The organism is Flavobacterium sp., from assembly GCF_024305175.1.
Taxonomy (GTDB): Bacteria; Bacteroidota; Bacteroidia; order Flavobacteriales; family Flavobacteriaceae; genus Flavobacterium.
Window position 1 is genome coordinate 1 of the sequence record NZ_JAMWYY010000041.1, and the last position, 26,719, is coordinate 26,719.

The 26,719-nt window shown below is 42.6% G+C and carries 23 protein-coding genes; 11 read left to right on the forward strand and 12 right to left on the reverse strand.

The window, feature by feature from the left end:
• Positions 1-331: 331 nt before the first annotated feature.
• Both Q0K96_RS10450 and Q0K96_RS10455 read left to right on the forward strand, forming a co-directional pair.
• Positions 332-1,327, forward strand: a complete 996-nt coding sequence (locus Q0K96_RS10450; protein WP_297333937.1) for a type IX secretion system membrane protein PorP/SprF — start codon at positions 332-334, stop codon at positions 1,325-1,327.
• A 59-nt stretch (positions 1,328-1,386) separates the two neighbouring features.
• Complete coding sequence (locus tag Q0K96_RS10455; RefSeq protein WP_297333938.1) at positions 1,387-1,896, forward strand: gamma carbonic anhydrase family protein; 510 nt, start codon at positions 1,387-1,389, stop codon at positions 1,894-1,896.
• A 15-nt stretch (positions 1,897-1,911) separates the two neighbouring features.
• On the opposite strand, the gene murI is transcribed toward Q0K96_RS10455, so the two are convergent.
• From murI to Q0K96_RS10495, 8 genes are all read right to left on the reverse strand, one after another.
• The gene (gene murI / locus Q0K96_RS10460) at positions 1,912-2,694 is read right to left on the reverse strand and encodes a glutamate racemase (RefSeq protein ID WP_297333939.1); all 783 of its coding nucleotides are present in this window, start codon (positions 2,692-2,694) and stop codon (positions 1,912-1,914) included.
• A 70-nt stretch (positions 2,695-2,764) separates the two neighbouring features.
• Positions 2,765-3,274 carry an OmpH family outer membrane protein gene (locus tag Q0K96_RS10465; RefSeq protein ID WP_297333958.1) on the reverse strand — a complete coding sequence of 170 codons (510 nt, stop codon included), beginning with the start codon at positions 3,272-3,274 and terminating at the stop codon, positions 2,765-2,767.
• A 37-nt stretch (positions 3,275-3,311) separates the two neighbouring features.
• The gene (locus Q0K96_RS10470; protein ID WP_297333940.1) at positions 3,312-4,463 is read right to left on the reverse strand and encodes an OmpH family outer membrane protein; all 1,152 of its coding nucleotides are present in this window, start codon (positions 4,461-4,463) and stop codon (positions 3,312-3,314) included.
• 40 nt (positions 4,464-4,503) lie between these two features.
• The gene (locus Q0K96_RS10475; RefSeq protein ID WP_297333941.1) at positions 4,504-7,233 is read right to left on the reverse strand and encodes a POTRA domain-containing protein; all 2,730 of its coding nucleotides are present in this window, start codon (positions 7,231-7,233) and stop codon (positions 4,504-4,506) included.
• On the reverse strand, positions 7,166-7,903 hold the full coding sequence (locus Q0K96_RS10480; RefSeq protein ID WP_297333942.1) for an isoprenyl transferase: 738 nt from the start codon (positions 7,901-7,903) through the stop codon (positions 7,166-7,168). The genes Q0K96_RS10475 and Q0K96_RS10480 overlap by 68 nt, the downstream gene beginning before the upstream one ends.
• A 2-nt stretch (positions 7,904-7,905) precedes the next feature.
• Positions 7,906-8,589, reverse strand: a complete 684-nt coding sequence (locus Q0K96_RS10485; RefSeq protein WP_297333943.1) for a DUF6089 family protein — start codon at positions 8,587-8,589, stop codon at positions 7,906-7,908.
• Positions 8,590-8,742: 153 nt separating this feature from the next.
• Positions 8,743-9,624 carry an NAD kinase gene (locus tag Q0K96_RS10490; RefSeq protein WP_297333944.1) on the reverse strand — a complete coding sequence of 294 codons (882 nt, stop codon included), beginning with the start codon at positions 9,622-9,624 and terminating at the stop codon, positions 8,743-8,745.
• An 8-nt stretch (positions 9,625-9,632) separates the two neighbouring features.
• Positions 9,633-10,292 carry a CBS domain-containing protein gene (locus Q0K96_RS10495; RefSeq protein ID WP_297333945.1) on the reverse strand — a complete coding sequence of 220 codons (660 nt, stop codon included), beginning with the start codon at positions 10,290-10,292 and terminating at the stop codon, positions 9,633-9,635.
• A 100-nt stretch (positions 10,293-10,392) separates the two neighbouring features.
• On the opposite strand from Q0K96_RS10495, the gene Q0K96_RS10500 reads away from it, so the two are divergent.
• Both Q0K96_RS10500 and Q0K96_RS10505 read left to right on the forward strand, forming a co-directional pair.
• A complete protein-coding gene (locus Q0K96_RS10500) occupies positions 10,393-11,106 on the forward strand; it encodes a pyridoxine 5'-phosphate synthase (RefSeq protein WP_297333946.1) in 714 nt (237 codons plus the stop codon).
• A 3-nt stretch (positions 11,107-11,109) separates the two neighbouring features.
• Complete coding sequence (locus Q0K96_RS10505; protein WP_297333959.1) at positions 11,110-11,874, forward strand: alpha/beta fold hydrolase; 765 nt, start codon at positions 11,110-11,112, stop codon at positions 11,872-11,874.
• A gap of 61 nt (positions 11,875-11,935) precedes the next feature.
• Here the strand turns inward: Q0K96_RS10505 and odhB are convergent, their stop codons facing one another.
• Positions 11,936-13,165 carry a 2-oxoglutarate dehydrogenase complex dihydrolipoyllysine-residue succinyltransferase gene (odhB, locus tag Q0K96_RS10510; protein WP_297333947.1) on the reverse strand — a complete coding sequence of 410 codons (1,230 nt, stop codon included), beginning with the start codon at positions 13,163-13,165 and terminating at the stop codon, positions 11,936-11,938.
• A gap of 52 nt (positions 13,166-13,217) precedes the next feature.
• Complete coding sequence (locus tag Q0K96_RS10515; RefSeq protein WP_297333948.1) at positions 13,218-16,013, reverse strand: 2-oxoglutarate dehydrogenase E1 component; 2,796 nt, start codon at positions 16,011-16,013, stop codon at positions 13,218-13,220.
• Positions 16,014-16,131: 118 nt separating this feature from the next.
• Here Q0K96_RS10515 and Q0K96_RS10520 point away from each other — a divergent pair, with 118 nt between their 5' ends.
• Together Q0K96_RS10520 and Q0K96_RS10525 are read left to right on the forward strand one after the other, a co-directional pair.
• A complete protein-coding gene (locus Q0K96_RS10520; RefSeq protein WP_297333949.1) occupies positions 16,132-16,683 on the forward strand; it encodes a hypothetical protein in 552 nt (183 codons plus the stop codon).
• Between the two features lie 273 nt (positions 16,684-16,956).
• Positions 16,957-17,592 (forward strand): hypothetical protein, encoded by a 636-nt coding sequence (locus Q0K96_RS10525; RefSeq protein ID WP_297333950.1) that lies wholly within the window; start codon positions 16,957-16,959, stop codon positions 17,590-17,592.
• Positions 17,593-17,813: 221 nt separating this feature from the next.
• Here the strand turns inward: Q0K96_RS10525 and Q0K96_RS10530 are convergent, their stop codons facing one another.
• A complete protein-coding gene (locus Q0K96_RS10530; protein WP_297333951.1) occupies positions 17,814-18,167 on the reverse strand; it encodes a hypothetical protein in 354 nt (117 codons plus the stop codon).
• Positions 18,167-19,141: a polyprenyl synthetase family protein gene (locus Q0K96_RS10535; RefSeq protein WP_297333952.1), complete on the reverse strand. Its 975-nt coding sequence runs from the start codon at positions 19,139-19,141 to the stop codon at positions 18,167-18,169. The genes Q0K96_RS10530 and Q0K96_RS10535 overlap by 1 nt, the downstream gene beginning before the upstream one ends.
• Positions 19,142-19,283: 142 nt before the next feature.
• On the opposite strand from Q0K96_RS10535, the gene Q0K96_RS10540 reads away from it, so the two are divergent.
• The 5 genes from Q0K96_RS10540 (at position 19,284) to Q0K96_RS10560 (ending at position 26,639) form a co-directional block, all read left to right on the forward strand.
• The gene (locus tag Q0K96_RS10540) at positions 19,284-19,898 is read left to right on the forward strand and encodes a TetR/AcrR family transcriptional regulator (RefSeq protein WP_297333953.1); all 615 of its coding nucleotides are present in this window, start codon (positions 19,284-19,286) and stop codon (positions 19,896-19,898) included.
• A 77-nt stretch (positions 19,899-19,975) separates the two neighbouring features.
• A complete protein-coding gene (locus tag Q0K96_RS10545; protein ID WP_297333954.1) occupies positions 19,976-20,566 on the forward strand; it encodes a TetR/AcrR family transcriptional regulator in 591 nt (196 codons plus the stop codon).
• Positions 20,567-20,593: 27 nt separating this feature from the next.
• Positions 20,594-21,970, forward strand: coding sequence for a TolC family protein (locus tag Q0K96_RS10550; protein ID WP_297333955.1), 1,377 nt, complete (start codon positions 20,594-20,596; stop codon positions 21,968-21,970).
• Positions 21,971-21,989: 19 nt separating this feature from the next.
• On the forward strand, positions 21,990-23,153 hold the full coding sequence (locus Q0K96_RS10555; protein WP_297333956.1) for an efflux RND transporter periplasmic adaptor subunit: 1,164 nt from the start codon (positions 21,990-21,992) through the stop codon (positions 23,151-23,153).
• Positions 23,154-23,180: 27 nt separating this feature from the next.
• Positions 23,181-26,639: an efflux RND transporter permease subunit gene (locus tag Q0K96_RS10560; RefSeq protein WP_297333957.1), complete on the forward strand. Its 3,459-nt coding sequence runs from the start codon at positions 23,181-23,183 to the stop codon at positions 26,637-26,639.
• The last annotated feature ends 80 nt before the right edge of the window (positions 26,640-26,719 follow it).

The following is a 26,719-nucleotide window of genomic DNA, read 5'->3' on the forward strand; positions in this document are numbered from 1 at the left end:
TCATAAGGGATCCTAATACCAACGAACCGATGATGGTAGAAGAAACCGTAGAACTTCCATTCGAGTTCAAGGCGCACTTCTCGCTAAAACGATAATTGCAGATTTACATATAAAATGCTGCCAGCAATGGCAGCATTTTTTTAATAATATTAGCATTAAATTACCAACCTAACGCAAAAATTTATATATTTGACCGCTATGCAAAAAAAAGGCAATAAAATATAGCTGTACTGAGTTATGGTATTGTAAACGAGGTAGGATACAGATTATAACAGTGCCTTTTGGTCAGATAAAAAAGGAAGCGCATTTCTCATTAAACGATAAGGTCAACATGAATTTTAAAAAGTTTTACTTAATTTTTGGATTGTTTGCAGCACAGCTGTCTTTTTCTCAGGAGGGTATTGCTGTTTATTCAGACTATCTTTCTGATAACTATTATCTCATCCATCCATCAATGGCGGGTGCGGCAAATTGTGCTAAAATAAGACTTACAGCACGCCAGCAATGGTTTGGCCAGGAAGATGCGCCGCAGCTTCAGACGCTTAGTTTTAACGGCAGCGTAGGAGAACAGTCCGGTATTGGTATTATTGCTTTTAATGATAAGAACGGATACCACTCTCAAACCGGTGCAAAGGCAACCTATGCCCACCACATCAGGTTTTCAAGAAGTGACTACGACCTTAATATGCTTTCTTTCGGTTTAAGTGCAGGACTTGTTGAGAGCCGACTTGATGAAACTGAATTTGGCCCTGAGTTTGACCCTATCATAGACGGGGGGATGCAACAAAAAGACTCTTACTTTAATATAGATGTAGGCGCCTCTTATCACTACCTTGATTTTTATGCACACTTTACGGCTAAGAACGTTATAGCAAGCAAGAGGGATCTTTATACCGATATTGAAAGTGATAACCTAAAAAAATACCTTCTTAGTATAGGTTATGTTTTTGGATATCAAGATGCTTTGCAATGGGAACCGTCTATAATGTTACAGGCTGTAGACGAAACTAAAGAAAGAACAATAGATGTCAACCTTAAAGTTTATAAAGAACTTGATTTTGGCAGGCTTTGGGGTGGTCTTTCATACAGGAGAAGCCTTGAAGGTGCTCAGTATGTAGATAATGATGGTGGCTCTGTAGACCAAAGGCTTCAATACTTTACCCCGATAATTGGTGTAAATTATAAAAACTTTATGTTTGCTTATACTTATTCTTATCTTACAGGAGATGTAAGGTTTGATAACAGCGGGTTCCACCAGATAACATTAGGTATAAACCTATTCTGTAAAAGAGAAAAATACGACTGTAATTGTCCTGCAGTTAATTAATTATAAAGTAATATTATTAGTTCTGTCCCGGTATTTTATCGGGACAATTTTTTTGTAGTATGGTTATAAAAGAAGTAAACGGAAAATATCCGCAGATCCCTGAAGATTGTTTTGTTGCCGAAAATGCAACAGTTATTGGAGATGTAACTTTAGGCAGTGAGTGCAGCATATGGTTTAATGCTGTTGTGCGGGGTGATGTGCATTACATTAAAGTAGGTAATAAGGTTAATATACAGGATGGGGCTGTAATTCATTGCACCTACCAAAAGCACCCAACAGAAATTGGCGACAATGTTTCTATAGGGCATAATGCAATTGTGCATGGATGCAAGGTTAATGATAATGTACTTATCGGGATGGGTGCAATTGTTATGGATAACTGCATTATAGGCAGTAACTCTATAATTGCGGCTGGTGCGGTTGTAACACAAAATACTGTTGTTGAGCCGGGTTCTATTTATGCAGGTGTACCTGCTAAAAAAGTTAAAGAGATAAATGAATCAGATTTTGCAGGAGAGATAGAGCGTATCTCTAATAACTACGTGATGTACTCTTCGTGGCTTAAATAAAGCCGTTCCTGCAGCTTAAAAATCTTCTTCGGTAACAATATGGCTGTTCCCGACAATCATTCGTAAAACAGCAGGATTTGCGTTGGTGTAAAATATCTGGCTGCTTTGGCCGCTACTTTTATTAAGCAGATTATTCTTTTCGAGGATTTTCTTAGTCTGGCGTGCCACGGCCTCTCCTGAATCTATTATTTTAACATCAGGGGGCAGTATTTTTTTTATCTGCGGGATAAGGTAGGGGTAATGGCTACATCCTAAAACAAGGCAGTCTATATTAGCTTCAATCATAGGGCGCAGGTATTGCTCCAATAATATATCAAGTTCAGCAGATCCAAGCTTTCCGTCTTCTATTAGCTGAACAAGCCCAAAGCCCACCTGCTCCATTATTTTTATATCCTGCAACCCGGCTACAGTTTTATGGAATAGTTCGCTGTTAAGGGTTCCTTTTGTGGCGAGTATGCCTACTGTGCCTGTTTTGGTTTGCAATGCGGCAGGCTTAATGGCAGGCTCAATGCCAATAAAGGGCACATTGTACTTCTCCCTTAGCTCTTTAATGGCATTTGTAGTGGCAGTATTGCAGGCTACAACTATAAGCTTGCAGTTTTGTTTGAGCAGGAATTCCGTATTTTTAATACTCAGGTCTACTATTTCTTCCTTAGATTTTTGCCCATAAGGGGCATTTTTACTGTCGGCAAGATATATTGTACTTTCGTTAGGCAGAAGGTTGTTAATCTCCCTCCATATTGAGGTGCCCCCAATACCTGAATCGAATAAGCCAATAGGATTTTTACTGCTCTCCATGAAAACAAAAATAAATAAAAAAACGGCTCAGTAATGAGCCGTTTGGTTTATAAGAGTTTATTTTTAAGTACTAGAACTTAAGTTCTTTTTTTACATCAGCCATAAGATCCGGACCTTCAGCAACAATAACACCGCTGCCCACAGTTGAATCTAATACATACTGATATCCTTTATCTTTAGCAACTTTTTGTATTGCGTTTTTAGCTTTTTCAAGTATTGGCTTTAGAATTTCTTCTCTTTTCTTTTGTATTTCTTTACCGGCATTTTGCTGGTACTGCTGTATCCTTGCACCCATTTCCTGAACTTCCTGTGTGCGGGTTTCGTTTATAGCATCACTAACGGTTGCAGCTTCCTGATCATACTTTTTAATTTTTGCCTGATACTCTTCTACCATAGCTTTGTACTCTGTTTCAAAAGTTTTTCCGTAGTTTTCAAGCTGGGTGTTGGCGGCTTTCATCTCCGGCATTGCGGTCATTAGCTCTTCAACATTTATATGCGCTACTTTAGCCTGTGCCGATACCGTTTGGCTCATTCCAACAAAAAGTACTGCGGCAATTAATAAAGATTTCAGATGTTTCATCATTTTAGGTATTTAATTAATTTTTGTTTTTAGTTTCTTATTCTTCGTCGTCTGTGCTGTCAGGGCTATCCGTTGCCGGTGCAGCCTCGTTCGTTTTTTTATTTTTTTCTTCTTCGCGTGCTTTTCTTGCAGCCTGCCTCTCTTCTATGGCTTTTTGTCTTTTTTCTGCGGCAGCTTTTCGTTGCTCATCAAGAACACGCTGGCGTTCTGCTCTTGCATCTTGTGCCGTATTTTGTTTGTTAACTTCTTCCGTTGTGCCTTCTTCAGGAGTTTCGGTAGCAGTTGTTTTTACACTTTTGCCGTTTTCTCCGGGTACCGGTTGTGCAGTGTTGCTTTTAGGAGTAGGGGTTGCGGCCGGCCTGTTTTCATTCGTAGGTGTGGTATCATCTTCAGTACCGGTAGTGTTTGTAGCAGGCGTTTCTGTAGTGCCTCCATTACGTGCATTACGCTTTGCATCCCTTTCATCAATCATGCGCTGGCGCCTTTCTTCATACTCTTTGCGCTTGGCTTCTCTGGCTGCTTCACGCTCCTGCTGTGCTTTTTCCCTTAGTTCCTGTCTTTCTTCCAGTTTCTTTTGGCGTTCCTGGTAAGCCGGGTCTGCCTCTAAGTCTTCCTGGGCATCCTGCTCTTCCAGCTTTTTAAGCTCTTTATTGCTTAGCTGCTCCTGCCTTGCTGTCCTGGTAAGCCTGCGCACAACAAGGTCGCTTATGTCGTGCCTCTTGGCAGAAAACAACATGGTAAGGTCGCTCGATTTATCAAATACAAAGTCATAATTCCTTGCTTCAGCCAAATCCTGGATAATATTAAAAACCTGGTCCTGTATCGGTTTTACCAGTACCGACTTTTGCGTCATTAAATCGCCGGTAGGGCCAAAGCGCTTCATTTGGTAATCCAGCAGTTCTTTTTCCTGAAATGCTATTTCCTCTTCACGCTCTTCTATAAGCTCTTTGGTTAAAAGGGCTTTTTCTGTAGCAAGGCTTTCTTTCAGTTTATTAATTTCATTTCTTTTGGTCTCAATATCCTGTTTCCATTTTTGCGCCCTTTGCTCCAGCTGGTTTTTAGCCTCGGCATAATCAGGCACTTTGTCAAGGATGTACTCCATGTCTATATAGGCGATTTTTAATCCCCTTTGAGCCGTTGCCGTTAGTGCCGCCAAAGCTGTGAAAAGTACTAATAATATTTTTTTCATAACTGTAACTCTTACCTATTAGAAAATATCATGCCAGTTTTTAAAACTGTTGTCCAATAATGAAATGCGTTTCCCATCCGTTCTTTTGTGTTGAGCCCGGCAACGGGTCGAAACCATGCCCGAAATCTATACCCAGCAAGCCGAAGGCAGGCATAAATACCCTTAAACCAAAACCTGCCGAACGTTTAAGTACAAACGGGTTATATTCTGTAAAATTGTCGTATGACGCACCCGCTTCGGCAAAAGTAAGCACATATATTTGCGCCTGCTGCTTAAGCGATACCGGGTAGCGAAGCTCTAACGAAAACTTATTATATATCGTTCCGCCGTATATAGACGATAATGCCTGGTTAGGATAACCCCTTAGCTGTATAACCTCGCGGCCATCAAGCGCAAAGTTGGCAAGGCCGTCTCCACCAAGGTAGAACCTTTCAAAAGGCACAAGCCCCCTGTCACTGTTATAGGCTCCCATAAAACCGAATTCGGCCAGAGAACGAAGCACTAATTTATTATATATTCTTGTATACCAGTCACCTTTAAACTTAATTTTATAGTATTCAAGTACATTAAATCGTTTCTGGTCAACTTTTGCAGGGTCTGCTGCGGCCGACTCAACCGAAGGTGCACGAAGCGGTGTAGGGTTGTTTGCCGAAGGTACTTCCTGTACATAATCACCCGGGTTAACAAAGTCTCCGTTAGCATCCTGATAGGTGCTGCCTTCATAAATATATTTATATTCCGGCAGATTTCTCAGGTTGGCATAATCTACATTGTTAAACAGCGAGTATGGCGGGGTTGCCCTTACACTCACGCTAAACAGTGAGCCGTAAGTAGGGTAAATAAGGCTGTTACCCCTGTTATCCCTGCTTAGCTCTATAGTGTAGGCAAAGTTGCGCGACACACCATCACCAAAAGTAAATAATCCGTTGTTGTAGTTGTTAAGGTCATAGTACTGAAAGGTTAGCGAGTGCGATAATGTTACCCTGTCGGCTAAACCGCTAAGCCTTTTTGCAAGCCCCAGTGTTATAGATGATATAGTAAAGCTTTGCGACCTGTCTACATCCCTTGTCTGGAAGTTGTATAAAAACTGCCTGCTGTGTGAAAGCGAGCTGAAGAACTGAACCGGCTTTTTACCTCCGAGCCATGGCTCTGTAAACGAGAAGCTATAAGTTTGGAAGTAGGTGCTACCCTGCGCCCTTAGCGATAGTTTTTGTCCGTCTCCCATTGGTATCGGCTGGTAAGCATCTTTATTGAAAAGATTACGTACAGAGAAGTTATTGAACGACAAACCCAGCGTACCGATAAAGCCACCGCCGCCATAACCGCCCTGAAGTTCTATCTGGCTTGAGCCTTTTTCGGTAACGTGCCATTCTACGTCCACAGTTCCGGTAGAAGGATCTGCATTTTTAATTTCCGGCCTTATTGTTTCAGGGTCAAAAAAGCCCATGGTACCCAGGTTCCTTACAGTATTAACCACTTCCTCCTTATTCCATCTCTGGCCCGGCCTTGTGCTTAATTCGCGGTAAATAACCCTGTCATTTGTTCTGTCGTTACCCACAACGGTAATGTTGTTAAAGTAGGCTATAGGGCCTTCGCTAATCCTTATCTCAAAATCGATTGTGTCGTTGTAGGTGCGCACCTCTACAGCATTTATCTGAGAAAACAGGTAACCGTTATTCTGGTATTCATTAGTAATATCCTGGCCATCCGGCCTGTCTTTATCGGCAATCCTTTTCTGTAACAATACTCCGTTATATACATCACCTTTTTTGATGCCCAATATGCTGCTTAGCTCCTGGTTGGTATAAACTGAGTTACCTAAAAATTTAATATCGCCAAAGTAGTATTTACGGCCTTCTTCTACAGTAATATCTATAGCTACAGTATTGCTCTTAGGATTGTAAACTACTGTATCGGAAATAACACGCGCATCGCGGAAACCTTTCTCTTTGTATTTATCTACAAGGTTGGTTAAATCCTCTTTATATTTTTCACCAATAAATTTAGACGGCTTAAATATGCGTATCGGGTTCAGGAAGCTTTTCTCCTTTGTCTTTTTTAGCGCTTTCTTTACCTGGCGGTCGCTAAGCTGCTCATTACCATGAATGGCAATATCAGAGATTCGCACCTTCCTGCCACGGTCTATGGTTATAAGCATGTTAACGGCATTGGTAGTATCTGCCGGGGTAAGGTTTATGTTGGCCTTAGCGCTGTAATAACCATCTTTTTTGTACTTGTTCTCAATATAGTTTTTTGTATTGGTAACAAGGTTTTCGTTTACATATTTTCCTTTTGTAAGCTGGGTATCTTTAATAAGGCCTTCCTGTTTGCCTTTTTTAACGCCCCTTATTTTTACCTCATTAAGCTTAGGCAGTTCTTTTACAACAAGGTCAAGGTAAAGGCTGTCGCCTTCAACCCTGTCAGCATAAAAGTTTACATCGCTGAAAAGCCCCAGTTCCCAAAGCCTTTTTATGGCATTACTAATCTCTTCGCCGGGTATGCGGATTGTCTGGCCTTTTCTAAGCTCAGTAAATAATATTATGTTTTGCGGGTTATAAGTAAAATCGCCCGAAACAGTAAGGTCGGCAATTATATAGTCTTTTCCGGGCTCCAGTCCTTCTGTTTCCTGCGCTGTGGCGGTATAACTAAGGGCTGATAAAATAAAGCTGAAAAGCAGGAATATGCTTTTTTTAAACATTAACTTATTGTATTTGTTCACTGGTTTTTCCAAATCTGCGTTCTCTTTTCTGGTAACTGATAATTGCTTCATGTAAATCTTTTTCCCTAAAGTCGGGCCATAAAACATCTGTAAAATAAAATTCGGCATAGGCTATCTGCCAAAGCAAAAAGTTGCTTATGCGCTGTTCTCCGCTGGTGCGTATCACAAGGTCTACATCCGGCAGGCTGTGTGTGTACAGGTGATTGTTGATGGTAGATTCATTTATGTCTTCTGCTGCAAGTGTGTTGTTTTTAACTTTTTCGCTTATTGCTTTTACAGCCGAAATAATTTCTTCCCTCGAACCATAGCTAAGGGCAAGGGTAAGCGTCATCCGGTTGTTGGTTTTTGTAAGCTCTGTAACCTCTGCAAGCTGTTTCCTTGCCGAGTCGGGCAACTGGCTGGTGTTGCCAATTGTAATAAGTTTGATATTATTTTCCTGAAGGGTAGGCAACTCTTTTTTTAGCGAGCTTACCAAAAGCTTCATAAGAGTATCAACCTCCATTTTAGGGCGGTTCCAGTTCTCGGTAGAAAACGCATAAAGAGTAAGGTTAGCTATACCAAGCCTTGCGCATGATTCTACCGTTTCGCGTACCGCTTTAGTACCGTTTTCGTGCCCGAAAACCCGTAACATCCCTTTTTGCTTGGCCCAACGCCCGTTGCCATCCATTATTATGGCAAGGTGCTTAGGCAGGTTGTCGGTATTTATAGTAGGTTGGTTCATAATTAGTTTGCGCAGTAGCAGGGTTTGTTTCCAAAAGTATAGGTTAGCGTTAACCCGGTAAATACATACCAGTCGTTACTCTCCAGGTCGCCAAAGCTAAACTGGGGGTAATCGCTGTGGTTACTCCCGTCAAGGTTGTCTGAAAAAGTATATCGTGCACCCACTTCAAATCCTATAACAAAACCATCTATAAAATTAGTTTTGAGGCCCACTACCATTGGTATTGCCACCCCTCCTTTAGAGTCCTGCGTGTTAACCCTGCCGCTTGGCTCTATATATTTTTCGTCATACCAAAAATAGCTAAGGCCGCTATAAACATAGGGCGTTAGCTTCGGCTGTGTTTCGTGCAGGTTAAACTCGAAAAAATTAAATTCAAGCCCTAAAGATAATTCTTTTATGGTATTCTCAAATTCAAAATCGCGTTGTACCCTTCCCGGCGAATCGGCATCGGCATCGTTAGCGCTTATATTGGCATAAGTAAAAGAAGCTCTCCATGAGTGCCTCGGGCTACGGTTCCATTTATACATTATCCCCAGTGCAGGCTCTTTGGGCGCGATATAGTCGGTAGGGCCCACGTCGCCAATGTAGTTACTGCCACCCGCAAAAACACCAACTTCGTGTATCTGCGCCTGGGTACCCACAGCGGTTAAGGTTAGTAATGTTATAAAAAGTATCCGGATCATCATTTTAAAATTGGGTGCAAATATAACAATATAGATTTCTAAAACCCCTTACATTAATCATTTTACGCATTGCATTTGCACATTTTGGCAAATAACACAGTCTTGAAAACGGAAGAACAGCCGGTGTAGTATGCAGGGGCTGTAAAAATCTTGGGGTTAATTTCTTTTATCTTCGCCCCAAAGCAGTTTTTTGCGGAGCGTATCTAAAAACTTTTCCTGCGTAAACTCAACAAGGTTAATGTTGAAGTCGGTTTTACGGATGCGAAGTGTTGTTTCTACATCTATAGAAATAATCCTCGAATCGAGCGAAACAAGGTGTTGCTCTTCACGGCTCGATACCTTTAGCTCTATAAACGTATCATCGGGTATTACCAGTGGCCGGGCATTAAGGTTATGCGGCGCTATAGGGGTAATAACAAGGCTGTTAACTTCGGGCGTTAATATAGGCCCGCCACAGCTTAATGAGTAGCCTGTAGAGCCCGTTGGGGTAGAAATAATAAGGCCATCGGCCCAGTAGGAATTAAGGTAATCTCCGTTAAGGCATGTTTCTATGGTTATCATAGAGGTGGTGTCTTTACGGCTCACGGTTACCTCATTCAATGCATAATCAAGGTCTTCAAGGGCTTTGTCTTTGCCGTCATAATCAAGGCTTAAAAGCGTGCGGCTCGAAATCTTGTAGTTCCCTTCAAAAACAAGCGGCAGCAGGTCTTCTATATGTTCCTGCTGTACGGTTGCCAGAAAGCCGAGCCTGCCTGCGTTTATGCCCAGTATCGGGATGTCCTTATCGCGAACATAAGTAGCTGCCCTTAGCATGGTGCCATCGCCTCCTATGCTGATGAACATGTTGTAACCTTCAAGCTCTTTGTGAGAACTGAACACGGGGAAATCTTCGCTTAAAAGGTTGTTTTCTTTAAGTACATCATAAAAATTGCTTTCAAAGGCAACCTGCGGTTTGTAATAGCCGAAAACCGCCAGTACTTTAGCTATTATTTCTTCGGTATTTTCCTTATAATATTGTCCGTAAACAGCAATTTTCATGAGGGTTGTTATATGTTCAGGTATTTGTCAAGGTAATCGCTGCGGTCTTTCAGGGTGTTCAGGTAAGTGTCTTCCTGGTGTTCAGATACAATTTCATAATTGTACCTGCGAAAAGTCTGTAATATCTCGCTCATGCCGCCAAGGCTTATCTTAAGTGTAATCTGCACCTTTTCCGTATTTGCCTCAGATATAAAAAGCCCCAGTAGCCTGCCGTTGTTGCTTTCTACTATCTGTGCCACCTGGCTCATGCTGTAGTCTATCAGGTTCTTTTCTACCACTATAATGCCGCCCTCTTCTTTTAAAAACGGCGTTTCGTGAAAGAAAGTAATAATGTCGTTTATCTCATAATAGCCAAGGTAGTTATTGTCCTTGTCCAGCACGGGCAGCAGGTTGGTTTCATTCTTTGCAAATTCGCCAAGCACATCAAGCCACACCGTAGTATCGCGTACAAAAAAACGGTCGAAAGAGTAGCGGTTGTCGCCCACAGCCTTTTCTATATCCATAAGCTCGGTGTCTTCAGCTCCTGCACTGCCCACATATACACCTTCTTCCAGCACGGGGAAGTGCGAAAAAGGATATTCGGCAAACAGGTCCTGTGCATCTGCAACAGAATCTGTGGTACGTAATGGTTTTACATCATTATTGATAAAATCTGTAATATCAATCATTAGCGTAGAATATTTTATTTATGCAAAATAATCAAAATATAGGGATATTCTGCCTTTTTAAGTTTGTATTTTTGTGTAGAAAAATACATTTAACAAAGATATGGCAAAACTAAGTGTAAACATAAATAAAATAGCAACCCTGCGCAATTCACGCGGCGGCAACGTGCCCGACCTGCTTAAAGTGGCTGCCGATGTACAGAAGTTTGGTGCGCAGGGCGTAACCATACACCCGCGCCCCGATGAGCGCCACATCCGTTACCAGGATGCGCGCGACCTTGTGCCGGTGGTACACACCGAATATAATATAGAAGGCAACCCGGTGCGAAAGTTTATAGACCTTGTGCTCGAAGTTAAGCCCACACAGGTAACCCTTGTGCCCGATGCCGACGATGCCATAACATCTAACGCCGGATGGGATACCATAAAGCATAAAAGCTTTTTGCAGGAAGTAATACAGGAGTTTAAAAGCAACGGCATACGCACCTCTATTTTTGTTGACCCTGTGCCTGCCATGGTGGAGGGCGCGAAAGAAACGGGTACCGATAGAATAGAGCTTTATACCGAAGCTTTTGCGCATCAGTACGGGCTTGGTAACAAAAGTGGCATCGAGCCATATGTAGAAGCCGCAAATGTGGCGAACAGCCTGGGGCTGGGCATTAATGCAGGGCATGATCTTAGCCTTGATAATATAAAATTCTTTAAAGAAAACATTCCCGGTTTGCTGGAAGTGTCTATAGGGCACGCGCTGATATCAGAGTCATTATACCTGGGGCTTGAGAATGTTGTAAATATGTACCTTCAAAAACTGAAATAGATGATACTGGAATCAAGAATAGAAGGAAGCGGAAAGCCCTTTATAATTATGCACGGGTTTTTAGGCATGAGCGACAACTGGAAAACCCTTAGCGGCAGCTATGCCGAGGCAGGTTTTGAAGTGCATGCGGTAGATATGCGCAACCATGGCAGGAGTTTCCATTCGGATACATTTGATTATAATGCTATGGCACTTGATATATTTAACTACTGCCTTAGTAAGAACATTGAGAGAGCCGATATTATGGGGCATTCAATGGGAGGGAAGGCTGCCATGTTTTTTGTGGCTGAATATCCTGAAAAAACAGACCGCCTGATAATTGCCGATATCGGGCCTAAGTATTACAGGCCACACCACCAGGATATACTTGCAGGGCTTAATGCGGTTGATTTCAGTAAAAAGCCATCACGCAGCGATGTGGAGGATATACTGAAGCAACATATTGAAGATTTCGGGACAAGGCAGTTCCTGATGAAGAGCCTGTACTGGAAAGAGCCGGGGCAGCTTGGTTTCCGTTTTAACCTTGATATTTTCAATGAAAAAATTGAAAACATAGGGCAGGCACTACCCGAAGATGTAGTATATAACGGTAAGGTGCTGTTTTTAAGAGGAGACAAATCGGCTTACATCCGCGATAAAGATATTGAGGATATAAAAAGGCAGTTTCCGCAGGCGGAATTTAAGGATATTAAAAACTCCGGGCATTGGCTGCATGCCGAAAACCCTGAAGATTTCCTCACAGAAACATTAACATTTTTGAAGGAGTAATTAACTAAAATAAGAGTCCCGCTCATTGAGCGGGACTCTTATTTTTATACTGACTTTATTATTAAAGCTCAAGCGCTTTTTTAGGATTGTTATCCATAAGCAGTTCTGTTGGGTTTTCAAGCCCTTCTTTAATTGCTACAAGGAAACCAACCGACTCACGCCCGTCAATGATCCTGTGGTCATAAGATAATGCCACATACATCATCGGGTGTATCTCTACTTTACCATCTACAGCTATAGGGCGCTCTATGATGTTGTGCATACCCAATATACCTGACTGCGGAGGGTTGATGATTGGGGTGCTAAGCATACTGCCGAATACACCACCGTTAGAAATGGTAAAGGTACCACCTGTCATATCATCTACGGTTATCTGTCCGTCGCGTGCACGTGTGGCAAGGCGCTTAATTTCAGATTCAATACCACGGAAAGATAAAGCCTCTGCATTACGCACTACCGGCACCATAAGCCCTTTAGGGCCTGATACGGCTACAGATATATCGCAGAAGTCGTATGATATTTTATAATCGCCATCTATCATAGAGTTAACATCCGGGTAAAGCTGTAATGCCCTTACAACGGCTTTTGTAAAGAATGACATAAAGCCAAGGCCAACACCGTGCTTGTCTTTAAAGGCATCCTTATATTCGTTTCTCAGTTTGTAGATAGGTGTCATGTTAACCTCGTTAAAGGTGGTTAGCATAGCCGTTTCGTTCTTAGCCGAAACAAGGCGCTCTGCCACCTTCCTGCGAAGCATGCTAAGCTTGCTGCGCTCGCTGCCGCGGTTACCGCCTGTTGGCGTACCCATAGAGGCTTTTGCGTTTACGGCATCGTCTTTAGTTATCCTGCCGCCTTTGCCTGTACCGCTAACCTGTGCAGGGTCTATATTTTTTTCTTCAAGTATTTTACGTGCCGCAGGCGATGGTGCTCCGCTGGCATATGTTTTTTCTTCTTTTTTAGGCTCTTCCTTTTTTGGCTCTTCTTTCTTGGCCTCAGCTTTAGGAGCCTCTTCTTTTTTCTCCTCTTTAGCAGGTGCACCGCCCTCAGGCTTTGCAGCGCCAGTATCGATAAGGCACACAACCTGGCCCACGGCAACAGCGTCGCCCTCTTCTGCCTTAAGGGTAATAATACCGCTTGCTTCGGCAGGAAGCTCTAAAGTAGCTTTGTCTGAATCTACCTCGGCTATGGCCTGGTCTTTCTCTACATAGTCACCGTCTTTAACCAGCCATGTAGCTATTTCAACCTCTGTAATCGATTCCCCGGGAGAGGGAACTTTCATTTCTAAAATCATGTCAGTATAATTTTATTGGTGTTTTTAACTCTGTTAAATCAAAAATACGATATTAATTAAAAAGATCTTTATCAAAAACCATTGCAATGGCGGCAGCGTGGCGTTTTTTACTCCTTGTGTAGCTGCCCGCCGCAGGTGCGCTGTATGCTTTTAATGATGCCACGCGGAACCTAACCTCTGTAAAGTTCATCAGCATAAAGCTGTATGCCCCCATGTTTCTTGGTTCTTCCTGTGCCCACACATAATCATCGGCATTTTTATATTTACCAATCATTTCCTTCATCTGCTCAACCGGAAGCGGGTAAAGCTGCTCCAGCCTTATAAAGGCTACATCTTCCCTGCCAAGGTTTTCTCTTTCGGCTACTAAGTCATAATAAAACTTACCGGTACAGAAAACCAGTGTCTTCACTTTATCAGGGTTAGCTGCCGGATCGTCTAACACTTCCTGGAAACTGCCGTTGGCAAGCTCATCTCGGGTTGAAACCACAGCAGGGTGGCGCAGCAGGCTCTTAGGTGTGAACACGATAAGCGGCTTGCGGAAGTTGGTTTTCATCTGCCTTCTCAGCAGGTGGAAAAAGTTTGCAGGCGTGGTACAGTCGGCCACATACATATTGTTGTTGGCGCATAGCTGCAGGTAACGCTCCATACGCGCGCTTGAGTGTTCTGCCCCCTGGCCTTCATAGCCGTGAGGCAGTAGCATAACAAGCCCGTTCTGGTTATTCCATTTGTCTTCGGCTGCGCTTATGTACTGGTCTATCATTATCTGGGCACCGTTAGAGAAATCTCCGAACTGTGCTTCCCATATTGTTAGTGTTTTAGGGCTTGCAAGGGCATAGCCATAATCAAAGCCCACAACACCATATTCAGATAGTAGTGAGTTGTAAATGGTAAATTTACCGTTCTGGTCTTTAAGCCTGTTCAGTAATACCACTTCTTCTTCAGAGTCTTCCACTTTTATAACAGCGTGGCGGTGAGAGAAGGTTCCCCTTTCTACATCCTGCCCCGATATACGCACGTTGAAACCTTCTGTAAGCAGGGTTCCATAAGCAAGGAGCTCGCCCATTGCCCAGTCCAGCTTATCGGTTTCATACATGTTTTTCCTGTCGTCTATCAGCTTTTCTATTTTGCGGATAAACTTTTTATCTTCCGGCAGATTTGTTATAACTGCGGCAATGTCATCCATTATTTCTTTAGAGAAGGCAGTATTTACCTTATGCATCATCTCATCTTCTCCGGCCTGCTTAAAGCCTTCCCACTCGTTCTGCATGAATGGGGTAATAATGGTAAGGTCGCGCTTGCGCGATGCCTCAAGATTTTCTTCAAGTTTATCTTTGTAGCTTTTTTCAAGAGTATCAACATAGCCCTTTTCTATTATGCCAGAGGCCGTAAGCTGTTCAGCATAAATATCCCTCGGGTTTTGGTGCTTTGCAATTAGCTTGTACAGGTTTGGCTGCGTAAAGCGCGGCTCGTCACCTTCGTTATGCCCATACTTACGGTAGCCCAACAGGTCTATAAATACATCAGTGCCAAACTCCATCCTGTAATCAAGTGCAAACAGCATGGCATGTACCACAGCCTCGGCATCATCAGCATTTACATGAAGTACAGGTGAAAGCGTTACTTTAGCCACATCTGTACAGTAGGTAGAAGAGCGTGCATCAAGGTAGTTGGTGGTAAAGCCTATCTGGTTGTTTATGACTACGTGTATGGTGCCGCCGGTTTTGTAACCGTCCAGTTTTGCCATCTGTACAATCTCATAAACAATGCCCTGTCCTGCAACGGCAGCGTCGCCATGCAGCGCTATTGGCAGTACTTTTTTATTATCGTCAGGGAAATATTTATCCTGCTTTGCCCTTGCTATACCCTCTATAACCGCACCAACCGTTTCAAGGTGAGACGGGTTAGGGGCAAGGTTAATATTTATTTTTTTGCCGTTTTGCGTAAGCTTGTCAGATGTTAGCCCCAGGTGGTACTTAACGTCACCGTCAAACATGGCATCATCATCATAATCTTTTCCGTCAAACTCGCTGAATATATCGGCAGTAGGTTTGCCGAATACATTGGCAAGCACATTAAGGCGGCCCCTGTGTGCCATACCCATTACAAATTGCTCTACGCCTTTATCGGCAGCAGCCTCTATAAGTGCATCAAGCGCCGGTATTAACGATTCGCCGCCCTCAAGAGAGAAACGCTTTTGGCCTACATATTTGGTGTGCAGAAAGTTTTCGAAAGAAACAGCTTCATTCAGTTTCTCTAAAATGTGCTTTTTCTGCTCGGCATTAAATTCCGGCTGGTTTTCATTATTGCTCAGCCTGTTTTGTATCCACTTGCGCACTTCCGGGTCGCGGATGTACATATACTCGATACCGATGTGGTTGCAGTACACTTTTTTAAGATGGTCTGTTATCTGTTGCAGTGTCGCGTTTTGAAGCCCTATTTCTTTACCTGCATCAAAAACCGTGTTAAGGTCGGCAGATGATAGCCCGAAGTTTTCAAGGTCGAGCGTCGGGGTATAGTTCCTGCGCTCGCGCACCGGGTTTGTTTTGGTAAAAAGGTGGCCGCGGGTACGGTAACCTTCAATCAGGTTGAGTACCTTAAATTCCTTCTGTAGTTTTTCGGGCATACCGGAATAATCTGAAACCGGCTGAATGCCTGTGCTGCCGTTTTGCTGTGCCTGCGGAGCTGCCATTTCGGTAAAACCGCTGCCGTAATCGCTTGCGGCAAAATCAAAACCCTGAAAGAAAGCGCGCCACGAAGGCTCTACACTATCAGGGTTTTCTATATATTGTTCGTATAAATCTGCAAAAAAAGCAGTATGTGCTGCGTTTAAAAATGAAAACCTGTCCATACTAATGTCTTTATGACCTTTTGGTTTAAAAAATTTTACGCAAAAGTACAACAATTGTAATAATCTTTCAGTGTTTTTTATATATTTATGCTTACTAATTATACACTAAACAACTGCTATGAAAATAAACATTTTCAGTTTTTTAACGAAATGCTTTATAATCATCACAGCCATTGCTGCTACACCACAGTTGCATGCGCAAAGGCAGGCAACTGCTTATGATAACCTGCGTTTTGGGGGCAGCCTGGGGTTGGGTTTTGGTAATAACTACACACAGGTGCTTGTAGCCCCGGGCGCGCTTTACCAGTTTAACCAGTATGTTGGTGCAGGCCTTGGGTTGCAGTATAACTATGTGCGTTTTGATGAGGTGTATAAATCATCTATGTATGGCGGCTCTGTGATTGGAATATTCAGCCCGCTGCAGCAAATACAGCTTTCGGCAGAGTTGGAGCAGCTACGGGTGAATCTGGAATATGACAGAGATTATCTTAATGATGACGGAGTAGTGTATGCCGACAATAAGCGCAACTTCTGGAATACAGCCTTGTTTTTAGGGGCAGGTTATAACACGGGGCCTGTAACCGTAGGCATTCGTTATAATGTATTATTTGATGATAACGATTTTGTGTATGCCGATGCGTTGCTGCCGTTTGTAAGGGTATATTTTTAGGAGTTGCCGGGTTGCGGGTTACGGGTTAGGTGGCAGTTTCCATGTCGAATGAAGCAAAGCGGAATTAAGACAACTCAATATATCATCTGACATCAGACACTCCCCATCCGACTATTCGAGATTCCTCCACTACGGTCGGAATGGAAAACACTCAAGCCCAAAAGCGCAACGCTTTCCCGGTAGAATGGAGCAAAGCGAAATTGAGACATCTCTTCAAAACAGTAACAATTCTATTTTTCTAAACTAAAAAAACAAAAGTTGTAGATTCGCAAAATGAAAACTAAAAAAATACGAGGGCACAACCGTATACGTAAGGATATAGCAGCATGGTGTGACTACCAAAAAAATATTGAATTAGCTGAGCTTTTAAATAGTTGTCCTAAATACAACACTAAGATTGAAGTAGCCCCTTGGGCACACATTTCAATTACAAACAGCAGCTTTGCAGAACCGAAAAGCACAACAAGACAGCTTATTATCCTATCACTTATTGACATCTATAAAACCTGGAAATATAAGCTGGATGCTACCGGCAAACCCTACTATCTTAAAATTTGGCTACACGAAGAAATAAGCATTTCACAGGTAGTTTGCGCAACAGGTAAGAGCCTCAACTTTTACGAGAATACTTTTTTAAAGCCCGTCTCGCCTAAAAAATTCAACGCTGCTTTCTTCGGTAATGTCGAGGGACTTGCTGAAATGAACTGGGAACATGGATTAGATGTACAGTGTTATCCGAAAGATTATTTAGGTGATAAAAGCGAATACTCTGATGAGGAAGCTTTTTATTCCTGGAAAAGGTTTTTAAACAGACTATACCAAAATCCTGATGCGGTGATAAAAAACAACGACGGGAGTGAGTTGTATTGCAGAACTAACGGAAATGTTTGGATAGGCTCAACAGAATAGATCTATCCACTACGGTCGGAATGGAAAACACTCACACCCAATAGCGCAACACTTTCCATGTCGGATGGAGTAAAGCGAAATTGAGACATCTCGTATATCATCGGACATCGAACACCCCTCATCCGACTAATTGAGATTCCTCCACTACGGTCGGAATGGAAAACTCACATCAGGCTTCAAACTTCAGACATCAGACATCAGACATCAACCAACAAAACATCCTAATACCTGTTCCTGAACCACACCTTTTGCCATTCCCGTTTCAGGATAAGAAAGGCTACCTGCTCGCTTAGCTCGGCAATGTCGCCGCCGTTAAGCGCCTTGATCTCTTTTTCGGGAACATCAATAATGTATAGCAGGTTTAAATATTCGGCAAACTTATGCTGAATAAGGAAATATATTTTTTCCTGCATCCCCATCTTTATAGTAATAGGCGAAGCATCCGCAGGAAAATCAAGCAGTTCATTGGCAAGGGCAAAATCCTTGTTAAGCTGCTCTACCAGTTTGGTGTACAGCTCCTGTTTTTGCGCTTCACTCAGCAGCAGGTCCGTATTAAGCGGGGCAACGTAGGTCATTACACATTTCTTTTCATAAGTGCCAGCCCAAAGTTGTGCAGCAGTTCTTTTTTATCGGCAGCTATATCCATCTTTTCCAGCATCGCAAAAGCTTTGTTGGTATAATCTTCAATAGCTTCGCGGGTAGCTGCGTCAGCGCCCGTTGCTGTAAAAAGCTGCTTTACATCGGCTATCTTATCGGCAGGGTCTTCGGGTTGTATAGCAAACCATTGCAGCAAGCGCTCTTTTTGGTACGGATTGCATTGCTGTAACGCTTTAAGATAAAGATATGTCTTTTTATTTTCTATAATATCACCACCCACCTGTTTACCAAACGTTTCGGGGTTGCCAAAAGCATCAAGGTAATCGTCCTGGAGCTGGAAGGCCAGCCCGAGGTTTAACCCAAAATCATAAATAAGCCCGCAGTTATCTTCGGTAGTGCCGGCTACTATGCCGCCCATTTTCATGGCTGCACCCACCAGTACTGCGGTTTTATATTCAATCATTTTTAAATATTGCGGAATGGTAACATCGTTGCGCTCTTCAAAATCTACATCCCATTGCTGGCCTTCGCATACTTCAAGCGCGGTTTTACTGAACAGCTTTGCCAATGCACGGAATTTTTGCGGCTCATATCCTTCAAAATACTGGTAAGCCAAAATAAGCATAGCATCTCCGCTAAGTATCCCCGTATTTACATCCCACTTTTCATGTACGGTAACATTGCCGCGGCGTAGCGGTGCATCGTCCATTATGTCATCATGCACCAATGAAAAATTGTGGAACATTTCTACGGCAATAGCAGCAGGCAGTGCCTCTTTGCAGTCGGCACCAAAAACTTCTGCTGCCATAAGGGTAAGCACCGGGCGCATTCTTTTGCCGCCTAAAGATAAAATATACTGTATGGGAGTGTAAAGGTTTACGGGTTCTTTTTGTAAAGAAAGGGTGGTAAAGTAATCAGAAATAACCTGCTGGTAGTGCGCTATGGCTTGCATTGCTTTATTTTTTTGCTAAAATAGCGCATTACTTTATTAATTCAAACAAGGTTAAGGCAATATTATTTATTAAAAAAACTTAGGAAACTTTTTTTGTATTAAAAGTTTCCGTTATACATTTGCAGCGTAAAAAGAAGGATGTATGAAAGAGATGATTGTAGAAAAGGCAACAGAGATGTTCCTTAAGTACGGATTTAAAAGCGTAACCATGGATGATATTGCATCTGAAATGGGGATTTCTAAAAAAACGATTTACCAGCACTTTTGTAACAAGAATGATTTGGTAGAGGCAACTACGCTAAACCTTTTCGATACAATTTCGTGCGGTGTTGACGGCATTCGTGAGATGGGAAAGAATTCGATTGAAGAGATTTTCATTATCAGGAATTTTATGATGCAGCACTTAAACAACGAAACAGCCTCGCCCTTTTACCAGTTGCAGAAGTTTTTTCCTAAAATATTTTCATGCCTTCGCCAGAAACAGTTCCAGAAAATGCACGGCTGTATGCATGAGAATCTTGTTAAGGGTATAGATAGTGGTTTATTCAGAGCCGATATTAATGTGGAATTTGTTTCGCGGATATACTTTACCGGATTAACCGGAATTAAGGATAATGATATATTTCCCGCAGAAATGTTTGTTATAAGCGATCTTACCAAACAGTTCCTGGAGTACCACCTTAGGGGTATAGTAACACCAAAAGGCTTGGAAATACTGGAAACTCTCCTTGATGAAAAATCATTCAAATTGATGTAAAAAATATTTTGCAGATTAATTGTTTGGGATTAAATTTGCACGTTGACAAAAATGTCAAACAAAATTGTTAAACAAAAATGTCGGATAAAAAAGATGTTGCTACAGAGCAGCTTATAAAAAATACTGCTAAAAAACTTTTCTTCGGCGAAGGCCGCTTTAATGCTACGACGCAGGAGATTGCTGATGCGGCCGGAATAAACCGGACACTTATAAATTATTATTTCCGTTCGCGGGACAATCTGTTCAATACGGTATTTGAAGACGCACAACAGCAGGAGATAAATTTTACCGATATGGTTGTTTTCTCTGATATGCCCTTCAGGGAGAAAATAGAAAGGTATCTTGATATGTACTTTGAGCAGGCAAAAGAGTACCCTTATTTAGAGATATATATGGTTACGCAGATGAACCAGGGCAGTTGCTTTAAAGATCCTGAGCAGATAAGCAGGGTATTAGATAAATTTTACCTGGAAATAGCACTTGAGATGGATAAAGGCAATATTGATAAAATGCGCCCGGAGCAGTTTTTACTGAATATGATATCATTAACCTCTTTCCCTGTTACCATGCGCCCGCTGCTACAGGAAACCATGGGTTTTAAAACAGAGGAGTATGACAGGCTTATGGAAGAGCGCAAGCAAATAATACTAAATACACTTTTCAAATAATCATCAATCAATAAACAATAGTAGTCTATGAAGAAAAACAAAAACAAGATTACAAACGGTTTGCTGCAACTCGCGGTGCTGTTTGCTATATTGCTCTCTGCTGCCCCGGTAAGGGCACAGCAGCAGGGACAGCAAAGCTACAGCTTTAGCCTGCAGGAGGCTATACAGCATGCGCAGCAATACAACCGCTCTGTTATTAACTCCGGGCGCGATGTAGAGGCTGCATACAAGCGCAAATGGGAAACCATTGCAGGGGGCTTACCGCAAATAAGCGCAAGCGGCTATTACCAGAATAACTTTGAGCTGCAAAAGCAGATAATTCCGGCTGAGTTTTTTGGCGGGCCTCCGGGCACCTTTACTGAAATTGCATTTGGCACCAAACATACTGCCGATGCCAATGCCACTTTAAACCAGCTTATTTTTGATGGTACTTATATTGTAGGGCTTAAGGCGGCAAGGACTTACCTTGATTTCTATAAAACATCTAAAATAAAAACAGATATAGAAGTAAGGGAGCAGGTAATAAATGCGTATGGTAATGTGCTGCTGACTCAGGAAAATATCGATATCCTGAAAAAGAACAAGAAAACGTTAGAGAAAAACCTTTTTGAAGCGGAGCAGATGTTTAAGAACGGGCTTGGTGAAGAAGAGGATGCCGAGCAGATTTCTATAACACTTGCCTCGGTAAACAGCTCGCTTAACAATAGCGAGAGGTTAAGAAGCATTACGCTTGATATGCTGAAGGTACTGTTGGGCATAGACCTAAAAGATGGTTTGCAGCTTACAGACGACCTTGAAGCGCTTGCCAATGCTAATTTAGATCTTACCATTACCGGTGCCGAGTTTAATGTAGAGAATAACATAGATTATAAGCTTGGAGTTAACAACAAAGATCAGAAATACCTGCTCATGCAGCAGGAACGCAGCAAGGCGCTGCCTACGCTTTCTACCAACCTTACATTTGGTTATAATGCTTTTAACGACAGTTTTGCTTTTACGCAACGCGATCAGCGCTGGCTAAACTACTCATATTTGGGTGTAAGCCTTAACGTGCCGATATTCAGCAGCTTTGCCCGTAGCGCAAGGACACAACAGGCTAAGATAGAGCTAGAGAAAGCCAAGACTGAACTGACAGAGTTGGAGCAGAACCTTAAACTGCAATATGAGCGTGCCAAAAGCAACTACGAATACAGTGTGGAAGAATACATGACATCTAAAAACAGCCTTAGGCTCGCAGAGCGTATAGAAGACAAACAACAGATAAAGTTCAGGGAAGGGCTTTCTACCAGCTTCGAGTTTTCTGAGGCGCAGAGGCAGCTTTATACCGCGCAGCAAAATTACCTGCAAAGCATGGTAGATGTTATCAATGCAAAAGCAGCCCTGGAAAAACTAACCGCCCGATAATTTAACAATAATAAAAAAAATGAAAAAAATAGTATATATAGCTTCACTTTCACTGCTGCTGTTTTCATGCGGCGGTAACGAAAAAGTAAACGTTGACGAAGCGCTGAAAAGCAACGACCTGCAACAGATAAAAGCTTCGCGCGAAGCACTGCACAATGAATATGAGAAAATTTCGGCAGACCTTGCCCGCCTTGATGCGGCTATAGATTCGCTTGAGCCGAACAGAAAGCTGCCATTGGTACAGGCCATTACGCTTAAAGATACTTCATTTACCCATTTCATCGAAATTCAGGGTAGTGTAGATACCAAGCAAAATATTATAATTTATCCTGAAACGTCAGGCGTGCTTGAGCAGCTTAACGTTAAAGCAGGTCAGCGCGTAACCAAAGGCCAGGTACTTGCCCGTGTAGATGACGGCGGGCTTGCTGCACAGGTAGCCCAGGCAGAAACACAACTGCAACTCGCTAAAACCACTTATGAAAGGCAAAAAAGGCTTTGGGACCAGAAAATAGGTTCAGAGATACAATACCTGCAGGCACAAACCTCTTTAGAAAGCCAGAAGGAAGTAGTTGCCCAGTTAAAATCGCAACTTGCCAAATCGGTTATCAGGGCACCTTTTACAGGTACTATAGATGAGGTAATGACAGAGCGGGGCAAAGTAGTAGGGCCGGGCCAGGATTTATTCCGAATAGTAAACCTAGATGATATGTATGTCTCTGCAACAGTGCCGGAAAGCTACATAAGCCAGGTAAAGCTTGGCGCCCCGGTAGATGTACAGCTAAATTCTTTAGGCAAAACCTACAAAGGCAAAGTACGTCAGGTAAGCAATTACATCAATCCTGATAACAGGACATTCAGTATAGAGGTGGCATTGCCAAACCCGGACAACCTGCTGCGTCCTAACCAGGTAGCGGTACTGAAAATTGAAGACTATACTAACAAAGCAGCATTGCTTGTGCCCGAAAATGTGGTGCAGCAAAAAAGCGGTGGCAGGCTTGTAGTATATACGCTTGATAACAAAGGCAAAAAAGGAGAGCCTGTAGCAGTAGAAAATGAGGTTAAAACAGGCCTTAAGTCAGGAGCTTATGTAGAGATAAAGTCAGGTCTTAAAGAAGGTGACAGGGTAATAACCGATGGCGCTAAGACAGTAGAGGATGGCACACCTGTAGAAGTGCTGGACTAACCTTTAAAAACAAAATTATCCTGAAAGATGAGTAACAACAAGATAGAAAAAAGCTTCGGTATTTCTACGTGGGCAATAACCAACAAAATGACGGTGTATGTTATTACAGCCATCATTTTTGTAGGGGGGCTTATTTCCTACTATTCTATGCCGAGGGAGAGTTTCCCCGAAATTGTGGAAACCAAAATATATGTGAGCTCTATAAATCCCGGTAACTCTGCCGAGGATGTAGAGAAGCTGATAACCAAACCGCTTGAGGAAGAGTTCAACAATATATCGGGTGTAACCAAGATAACATCAAATACACTTGAAGATTACTCCATGATTCTCGTGGAGTTTGATGAAGATATAACGGTTGAAGACGCCAAGCAAAAGGTTAAGGACAAGGTTGACAAAGTAAAGGCCGATACCGAATGGCCTACTATAGACGGTGGCGCAAAGGTTGAGCCTAATGTCTTCGACCTTAACATTGCCGAAGAGATGCCGATACTCAACATAAACCTTACCGGCGATTTCACGTCAGAAAAGCTTAAGGAGTATGCAGAGTATCTTGAAGAACGTATAGAGCGCCTGCCGCAAATTAAGGAGGCTGCCATTCGCGGCGCTGAGGATAAGGAGGTCGAGATTGCCGTTGATATGTATAAAATGGCATCGGCAAAGGTGAGCTTTGATGATATTATCAACTCGGTTAAGTTTGAAAATAAAACCACTTCGGGCGGTAGTGTTACCGGTAACGGTGTTAAAAAGAATATCCGTGTTATTGGTGAAATAGATAACCCGAAAGAGCTTGAAGATGTTATAGTTAAAGACCAGGATGGCAAAGTTTATCTTAAGGACATAGCCACTATAACCTTTAAAGAAAAAGAACGTACCACCTATGCGCGTGAGTATGGCGAACCCGTTGTAATGCTTGATATTAAAAAGCGAAGCGGTAAAAACATGGTGGAAGCCGTAGATGGCGTAAAGGAAATTATAGAAAAGGCACAGGAAAGTTACCTGCCGAAAGGGCTTAATATAACCTATGCAAACGACCAGTCGAGCCGTACCATAGCACAGGTAGATGACCTGGTAAACAATATTATCTTCGGGGTATTACTTGTGGTTGTGGTACTTATGTTCTTCTTAGGGCTTCGTAACGCATTGTTTGTGGGTATAGCCATACCGCTTTCTATGCTTATGTCTTACATGATACTGGCCGCACTGGGCATAACGCTTAATACCATGGTGCTGTTTGCGCTGGTAATGGGGCTTGGTATGCTTGTAGATAATGGTATTGTGGTAGTAGAGAACGTATACTCGCTCATGAGCCAGGGCATGTCGCGAAGGCAGGCGGCAATAGAGGGTATCGGCGAAATTGCATGGCCAATTATAGCCTCTACCGCTACAACGCTTGCGGCATTCTTCCCGCTGGGCTTGTGGCCGGGCACTATGGGTAAGTTTATGATATACTTCCCTATGACGCTTTCTATCGTTCTTGGTTCATCATTGTTTGTGGCACTTGTAATAAATGCAATGCTTACCGCAGATTTTATGAAGATTAAGGAAGATGAAATGCCGCGCAAGAAAGTAATACGCCTTAGCCTGATATTCGGGATTATAGGTGCCGTAGCACTTGCAGGCGGTATAGCAACAGGCAGTGGTGCGCTTAAAGGTATGGGTAACCTGATGCTGTTCTTTGTTATCATGCTTTGGGTTTACAAATATTTCCTTGTAAAACGTATGGAGCGTTTCCAGAACAACGGGCTTGTATGGCTGGAGAACAAATACAAAAACTTTTTAGAGTTTGCCCTTAGCGGTATTAAGCCGAGGCTTTTCTTTATCGCTACGTTTGCGTTGCTTATACTGTCATTTATAGCTGTGGCAATAAAGCAGCCTAATGTATTGTTCTTCCCGGAAAACCAACCGAACCAGATAATGGTTTACATAGAGTTTCCGGAAGGAACCGATATTAAAAAGACCAACGAGTTTACCAAGCTGATAGAAAAAAAGGTTTATGCCATAGCCAAAAAGTATGTTGAGGATGGCGATAACTACATGGTTGAAAGTGCCATTGCACAGGTAGGGCAGGGTGCAGGCAACCCGCAAACCGAAGGCGGCTCAGAAAATGATATGCCGCACAGGGGTAAGGTAACGCTAACCATGCGCGAGTTTAAGTACCGTAAAGGTGTGAACAGCCTTGATGTTATGGAAGATATCCGTAAGGCGGTTCAGGGTTATGCGGGTGTTTCGGTAATTGTTGAGAAGGAGCAGAACGGCCCTCCGGCGGGTTATCCTATCAATATAGAGATTACAGGCGAGGATTATGACCAGATGCTTGCCGAAGCGCACAGGATGCGCGACTTTATCAATGAAAAGAATATAGCAGGTATTGAGGAACTCAAAATTGATGTAAACAAGCAAAAGCCGGGTGTAGATATTACTGTTGATATTGATAAGGCAGGGCAGTTAGGTATTACCTCCGGGCAGGTGGGACAAACCCTGCGCAGGTCGGTTTACGGAGAAAAAATCTCTACCTACAAAGAAGGTAAGGAAGATTATGAAATCAACGTAAGGCTGGAGGAAGAGCAACGCAATAATGAGAATATACTGTACAACCAGCCTATTACCTTCCGCAACCAGGCTACAGGAAGGCTGGTGCAGGTACCGATAGCCGCCATTACCGAAGCAGAAAACTCTGTAACCTTTAACACCATAAAAAGGAAAAACCTGAAAAGGGTGATTACGGTTTACAGTAACGTTATTACAGGCTATAACGGTAACGAAATTGTAGGCAAAATAAAGAATGAGCTTACAGGATATGAAATGCCCGAAGATATTACCTATGCCTTTACAGGTGAGCAGGAGGAGCAGGCCAAGAACATGGGCTTCCTTACCTATGCACTACTACTTGCACTTGGTGGTATCATACTGATATTAGTTGCACAGTTTAACTCTGTTTCCAAGCCTGTAATTATTATGGTTTCGGTATTGTTAAGCTTTGGTGGTGTATTTTGGGGTATGGTAATTTTCGGGGATGATTTTGTTATCATCATGACCATGATGGGTATTATATCTCTTGCAGGTATTGTGGTTAACAACGCTATCGTGCTTATAGACTATACCCAATTGCTGATAGACCGTAAGCTGGCAGAGAAAGGTATGGACAGCAAAGCACTGCTTACCAAAGAGGAGTATAGGGAAATTATTGTTGAAGGCGGACGCTCGAGGTTAAGGCCGGTATTGCTTACCGCTATAACAACCGTACTGGGTCTTATTCCGTTAGCAGTCGGTTTAAACATCGACTTCTTTAATCTCTTTATAGAATATGACCCGAAAATATATATGGGTGGTGATAACGTGATTTTCTGGGGGCCATTGGCTAAAACAGTAATTTACGGATTAACTTTTGCAACATTCTTAACCCTGGTAATTGTGCCGGTAATGTTCTTCATGTTGTGGAAGATTAAGATATGGTTCAAGAAAAATCCTGAAGACAATAAGAGTTAAGTGTTTTAAGTGTTTTTATGCAAAAAAGCCGGCAGTATTGCCGGCTTTTTCTTTATAACAGGAAGTAATTTTCAACATTA